Origin of the sequence: Spiroplasma sp. hyd1 (genome assembly GCF_016082235.1) — a bacterium.
GTDB classification, from domain to species: Bacteria; Bacillota_I; Bacilli_A; order Mycoplasmatales; family Mycoplasmataceae; genus Spiroplasma; species Spiroplasma poulsonii.
On the sequence record NZ_JXYY01000057.1, the window covers coordinates 1 to 6711 of the forward strand.

Annotated in this window: 9 protein-coding genes; 2 read left to right on the forward strand and 7 right to left on the reverse strand. The window is 24.7% G+C overall.

Going from position 1 to position 6711, the window contains the following annotated elements; genetic code table 4:
* The 7 genes from TS70_RS07885 to TS70_RS05520 form a co-directional block, all read right to left on the reverse strand.
* The coding region (locus tag TS70_RS07885) for a lipoprotein (protein ID WP_308699455.1) at positions 1-442 on the reverse strand (442 nt) is incomplete at its 3' end.
* 139 nt (positions 443-581) lie between these two features.
* A complete protein-coding gene (locus TS70_RS05495) occupies positions 582-854 on the reverse strand; it encodes a hypothetical protein (RefSeq protein ID WP_127093301.1) in 273 nt (90 codons plus the stop codon).
* A 2-nt stretch (positions 855-856) separates the two neighbouring features.
* Entirely contained in the window at positions 857-1639 is a 783-nt protein-coding gene (locus tag TS70_RS05500; protein ID WP_198049649.1) for a ParA family protein, read from the reverse strand.
* Positions 1640-1787: 148 nt separating this feature from the next.
* Complete coding sequence (locus tag TS70_RS05505; protein ID WP_127093304.1) at positions 1788-2378, reverse strand: BlaI/MecI/CopY family transcriptional regulator; 591 nt, start codon at positions 2376-2378, stop codon at positions 1788-1790.
* A gap of 534 nt (positions 2379-2912) precedes the next feature.
* Entirely contained in the window at positions 2913-3578 is a 666-nt protein-coding gene (locus TS70_RS05510; RefSeq protein WP_198049650.1) for a hypothetical protein, read from the reverse strand.
* 334 nt (positions 3579-3912) lie between these two features.
* Entirely contained in the window at positions 3913-4170 is a 258-nt protein-coding gene (locus TS70_RS05515; RefSeq protein ID WP_198049651.1) for a hypothetical protein, read from the reverse strand.
* A 34-nt stretch (positions 4171-4204) separates the two neighbouring features.
* Positions 4205-4543, reverse strand: a complete 339-nt coding sequence (locus tag TS70_RS05520; RefSeq protein ID WP_198049652.1) for a hypothetical protein — start codon at positions 4541-4543, stop codon at positions 4205-4207.
* A 290-nt stretch (positions 4544-4833) separates the two neighbouring features.
* On the opposite strand from TS70_RS05520, the gene TS70_RS05525 reads away from it, so the two are divergent.
* Positions 4834-5669, forward strand: a protein-coding gene (locus TS70_RS05525) for an IS5 family transposase (protein ID WP_105628856.1) whose coding sequence is annotated in 2 segments (ribosomal slippage) — positions 4834-5230 and positions 5230-5669 — 837 coding nt in all. Because the reading frame shifts where the segments join, the coding sequence is not laid out codon by codon here.
* Positions 5670-5925: 256 nt separating this feature from the next.
* On the forward strand, positions 5926-6177 hold the full coding sequence (locus TS70_RS05530) for a hypothetical protein (protein ID WP_198049653.1): 252 nt from the start codon (positions 5926-5928) through the stop codon (positions 6175-6177).
* Positions 6178-6711: the final 534 nt, after the last annotated feature.

Below are 6711 nucleotides of genomic sequence, written 5' to 3' on the forward strand. Positions count from 1 at the left end.
TTGTAAAACCAGTGGCATTATTAATTCCTGTAATTCATAAAGTTCCTGTTTTGGGAGTTGATAAATCTAAATGTCCGCCCTCAAATCAACCTATGAAATTTCATTCTATAGTTAAATCATTTTTCCATATCAATGATTTATTAAAATTATTAATGGCTTCATAAATTTTATTTTTAATTAGTGGTAAATATTCATCTTTACTAACCTTTTTAATATCTTTCGCAATAATTTTTTCTGGTGAATCTATTTTTGATAGTAAACTTATATCTACTTTTTGTTTTGATTGTACCAGTGGTGATACTGGAGATGAAACTGGTTTTGTTTCTTTTGCTGGATTTAATTTATTAAATGATTTTGCTTTCCCACCACCACAAGCAACGACACTGCTTGCTCCGGTTGCAGTTAAACTAACAGCTCCTAAAATACTTAGTAATTTTTTCATAATTGTTATTTGTTACTCCTTTAATATTTTTTGTTATTTTACATATTTAAAATAATATCATTAAAAAATAAAATAAGTTTATAATTTGTCGATAATTTGTTCTAAAAAAGCAGAAACTGACATATATTATATTCATTAACTATTTTTTCAATTTATATTCATTATATATTTTTTCAATTTCACGCCTAGCAATAGACGATAAATTTATTTCATAATTGTTTTCTGACATTTCATCTATCATATTTTGTTGTTTTAAAGTTATTGAAATATTTTTTCTAACAATCTTTTTTTTATCTTTAATCTTAGAATAAATTATTTCTTCTTTTATTTCATTAAAACTTTCTTCTTTTGGTATTTGACTAGCAGTATTATCAATTTTATTTTTTAGTGATGCAAGTAATTTATTATTCATAATTAAATCACTCCTTTATCAGTTAATTCCATAACTAATTTATAAATTGGGTTTTTTTCAGTTATTGCAGCGAATTTAAGTACCATTGTTTCTTTTTGCTTAGTAGCAGATAAAGGGATATGTGTATCTAACAATTTCTTACCTATTTCATTTTGAGAAATAAGTTCAAAAACACTTTGATGTAGTTTGTTTTTTTGAATTTTATTCAAAACATAATAATTGATATTATTTTTTATATTCATTCCCATTTTTTTAGAATTATTTATTGTTTCTAAATAAGGTTTAAACATAGTTGTAATACCTTCAAAACTATATGAATGTGGTTCAATCGGAACAATTATTTCATCTGATGCTAATAAAACATTTAATAAAATTGTATTCATAGATGGATATGTATCAAAAAATATATAATCAAATTTATTAATTAATAAATTTTCAATTTCTTCTAAATTCATTTTAAATCTAAATTCAGAATTTGGTTGATTTAAAACTATATTATTTGTTTCTAAAACCATTTTTGAATATGAAGGTACTAAAAAAATATTTGATATTCTAGTTTCTACAATCGTTGAAATTAAGTCATCTTTATCTGCACCCAAAATTCATTTAGATATATCATTTGTATCAATCGGATTTTCTAACAAAGTATTTGTTAAATTTGCTTGTGGGTCAAAATCAAATAACAATACCTTTTTTCCAACCTGAGATAATATTTGAGCAACATTAACGGTTAATGTTGTTTTTCCAACACCACCTTTGCTATTACAAAAAGTAATTTTTTTCATTTTTGCCATCTCCTTTTTTATATTTTATCATAAATTAATACACACCGATACATATTAATACACATTAATAAATAACAATACACACCGATACATATTAATACACATTAATAAATAACAATACACACCGATACATAAATATTTTATGTATTTAAACAATGTAATTAAATAATATGACTTTGTGCTGTTCAATTCGCCAGTTATCTTCTTTAATGCGTTCGTTGATAAATTTTGCCATTGCTTGGTTTGGAACAATTCATCAACATTCATAATCTTGTTTTAGATACGAAACCACACTGTCAAAAATCGCTTTATATCGTGTTTTTGCTTTGCGAGTGCGTTCACATTCTATTAAGATATTTTTATTATCTGTTGTTTCAATTAGTAGGTCAGGGTATCCTTTAAGATTGCCGTTTTCCATTTTTAACTCCCGCTCTGTTTGATAATGTACAATATCGGTTTGTACAACAAGTCATTTGATCAGCATATCTTGGTGGGGGAGTTCATTAAAATTAATTTTAATTTGATGTGCCTTACGACCAAGATAATAATTACCACTACTAGATAAAACATAAATGTTTTTCCGCGTTAATTTATTAGCAGAAATTAATTTCTTTTTTATCAATCTTGTTAAATGCGTTTGAATTGTATAAATATTTTTATTTAATAACAAAGCGATTTGTTCTAAATTTAAGTATCCTCATTTATTAATCATATCCATAATTTTAATTTGCTCTGTCATACCATCAACTCCTTACCAACCACCTTTGTCTTACCAACAGGGTGGGGTTTTTTCTTTTTTGNGTTCACTTTTTTCTTTTTGCCCATGCCCTTAAAAGAAAAAAGTGAATATAAAACCCACACGAGCAGTGTTAATAGTTGACCCCGCTCTCTCGTAGGGAGAGCGGGGTCAACTATTCTTTGCTTGCAAAAACGCTGCGATTAATGGGATAATTATTATAAAAATGTAGTTTCTATTTATTATAATATAATTATACTGTAAAAAACTATATTTATGAATTTTTTAATAAAATTACTACTAAATTTACTTAAAAAATATATAGAATTTATTAAATATGTTGTTTTGGTATAGTAATGATATTTATTTTGGTNNTNTATTGGAAGNAAANNGNNANNAAAAANNNGTGNTTTNNNAAACAGCAAAAATGATATGATGAAGACCATATCTTGGTGTCGTATTCTTTGTCTTGCTANAACTCTGGTTTTATGCAAGTTCTTATGCTTTGTTGCTATAAAGATAAACTCGGTAGGGNAGTTAGTCTAAGTTGTCTAATTCCGCTAATAACTGGGTGAGGTCAACCTTTTCTTCTTTTTGTTTTTTTCGTTTTTCTTCATAAAGTAAATTATATTCTGTGTTATAATCATCAACAAGAGAATTATTTTCTCTTGTTTCATTTTTAATATTTTTATTAGCAGAATACTTAGTTTTTACATAAGTTTGGTATTCTGCTTTTAATTTGTCGCTTTCAGCGCAAATTTGTTCGCGTGCTTGTTGGTATGTTAGCCCACTTAAAAATGGGTTTGTTGCTTGTTCTTTTTCGTATCTTCTAGCAGACACAGTTAAATAATGCAATTCTTTAATTGCAGTGTCTTTAATCGCTTGATAACCCGCCAAGCGATATTTATTATTATCTCGCGTGTTATAAATTCAGTAAGTAAAATACATATCAAGTCCAACTAAAAAGTATTTACCAGTTTTATCAATAAAACACATTATTTTTGGTACACAAATAAATTTGTCATAAATTTTGACTTTATAACTGTCTTTGCAGGTAGGGTGTTGGCGAACATATTTTTTTGGTAAGTAAAAATTAGAAATATGTTTATTCTTGTCAAGTTGATTAATAACTTTATAGTTCAACCCATTTATCTCAACAAAGTGATAATTGAGTTGTTCTGCGTGGTTAATTAAATTTTCCATAATTTATGTTTNCTTTCTGCGGTTTTAACCGTTTTTTAAACCTATATCAGCGTTGATATTTTCCAAAATGTATATAATCATATTCTTTTGGGTTTTTCAACGATGATATCAGGGTCATTTTTTTGTTATTAAAAAAAATAGGTAGAATGAACTTTTTATCACTCTACCTATACACAAAATTATATAAATGTTATAATCTAACTAAGAACCCTAAGGTTCAGTTAAATTAAAACCTGCTAAATGTTTTACTGACATTTTGCAAGTGTATAAGAGTGGTGTATCAGACCATTCTTTTTCTTTGTTTATTTAATTTATTCTATTGTATCATAGTTCTTTATTGTTTTTCTTTTGTTAGTTTTCTTTTTTTAATTGCAGCTGTAATTGCAAAGATACCTAATGAAATTAAAGTTAAAGCAAATGCTATACCAATAACGATAACACTAACTCCGCCTCACATTCAATTAATATTTTTTGTAATTGCTCCTAATAAAATTAGCACTATTCCAAATAATGAAAACAATGTAAAAGTACCAATTAAATAAGTATGATTATTTTTAAAAACTGTTGATAATTTATTTATATTTTTATACATTTTGTTATTCTCCTTTTTTTAAATTCTAACATAGTTATTTTTTATTTGCTTTTTTCTTCTTATTTAAATACTGATACAAATAACAACTACCAAGGACAACAAAGGCAACACCAGCAATCGCAATGTTAGATAATTTATTAGGTATATTGCTGTCTTTGATTTGCAAAGTAAATTGCTCTGAAGTCGCATTATTGTATTTAACAGTAATGTTTACTTTGTTATTTGTTTTAAACTCACTTTGGTTTAAAACAAACGAAACTTTGTTTATATCATAATTGCTAGTATTTACTGCAGGAATTTTGATATCACTTGGAATTTGTTTCTTTAATTGCTCTATCACTTGCTCTTTTGTCAACGGTGCTTTTAATAACAATTTACCATTGGTTTTAAACCAATCAGCAAGAGCAGTTGCAAATTGACTATCACTAGCTAGTTGCTGTCAGTTTTTACTTTCGTTAATTATTTTGTTTAGTTCTGTTGCATTAAGTTTTTTAATGCTCTCATTATAACCGTTTAAATTTGCTCAACTATAAAAATATTGTCCTTGGTCTGTGTCTCAAAAGTTCGGTGTTAAATTATCTTTTCAGATAACAATAGACTTCTTGCGATACCCTTTTTTATTAAAATATTATTATAAAATATAATTTATGAGGACATAAAAATATGAACAATAATAAATTTAATACTCTTAATGATAGAGAATGGTTAAGATTAACAGGAATAAAAAAATCCACTTTTAATAAAATGTTAGATATTTTAAAAGTTGCTGAAATAGAAAAATTTAAAAAAGGTGGTAAAACTAATAAATTATCATTAGAAAATAGATTATTGATGACTTTATTATATTGACGAGAATATCAGACTTATTTTCATCTTGGTAAAAGTTTTGATATTAGTGAGGCTAATTGTTATCGTAATATTAAGTGAATTGAAGATATTTTAATTAAAAACTCTGATTTTCAACAACTTGCTGGTAAAAAAGCACTAATAAATGATTATTTTAATGATAAAACTATTATTATTGATGCTACCGAAACTCCAATCCAACGCCCAAAAAAAGACAAAAACAATCTTATTCTGGTAAAAAGAAAAAACACACGATCAAAACACAAGTAATTATCGAACAAGAAACCAAAAAAATTATTGCAACAAGTTTTTCGCTCGGAAAAAAACATGATTATGCTTTATTTAAAGAATCAAAAATCCCAATTTTAAAAAATACCAAATTAATAGTTGATAGTGGTTATCAAGGAATACAAAAAAATCACAATAATGTTCTAATACCTACAAAGAAAACAAAGAAAAACCCTTTAAACAAAGAACAAAAGCAATATAATAGACTAGTTTCAAAAATGAGAATTATTATTGAAAATATTTTTGCTATTCTTAAAAAATTTAAAATTATTACAGAAAAATATCGTAATCGAAGAAAAAGATTTGGTTTAAGATTTAATTTAATTGCCTCAATTTATAATTTACAATTATTATATTTAACATAAAATATTTATTTAAAATTAAATAATTTAAATAATAAATTAATTTTTCGTTGTGGAAAAATATTAAATTTTTAAATAAAAAACATAATTAATTAAAATTATATTTTTCTATTAGTATCTTTTTTACAAATATTTGCAATTTTTTAACAAGTAATGCAAGAAGTCTAATAAAAAAATACAAGTTGACCCCACTTGTTTAGATGACTTAATTCAACAATTAAATAAATAACAATTATGTTATTAGAAAGGAATAAATGTAATGAAAAAAAATGCTAGTGTTATTTTAGATAAAATATTAATAAAATTATTTGTTGCTATTCTCTTTTTTGAACTCATAAGTGTAATATTTTTCTTATTTGAAACAATATCAAAAAATATAAGTTTATATTATGTTGGTATTGCTTGCTTAGCAAGTCCTATATTTATTTTATTACCTTGAATACCAATTTTATTTATTGACTTAATTAATATAATTAAACAAAAAAATTACATTAAATGAAATAAAAATTAATTAAATTATGTTATATTAAGCACGATGTATTTTAAAATACATCACCTTTAATTAATTTAGGTTTAAATAAAGACACCTTATTTTACTAAGGTGTCTTTATTTTTTAACAAATTTTGGGACAAATGCATATTATTATGGGACAAATTATTAATATTTAATTTATGGAAATGTTTTTAATGATTAATACCATTAATTTTGCTAATTTATACCTATTTTGCTACTTAGAATTTGTATATTTTTCTAATTTGCTATATAATAAATTTGTTAGCAAGTAAATTGCTATTGACAATTAAAAACGGAAACACAAGCAATTTTGACAAGAACTGTGTTTCCATAAACAATTTTAACATATTTTATTTACCTTAGAATGTGTTAAACAATTATTATAATGTTTGTGGAAATAGCGGTCTGTTATTTCCCTTTTTATTTGTTTACAAAAAAAGGAGTTGAAATTAAATTATTTAATCCCCTTTATGGTACAATAAAAACAACTAAATAAAAACAAAGAAAATGACACGACAGTCATTCTTCTAC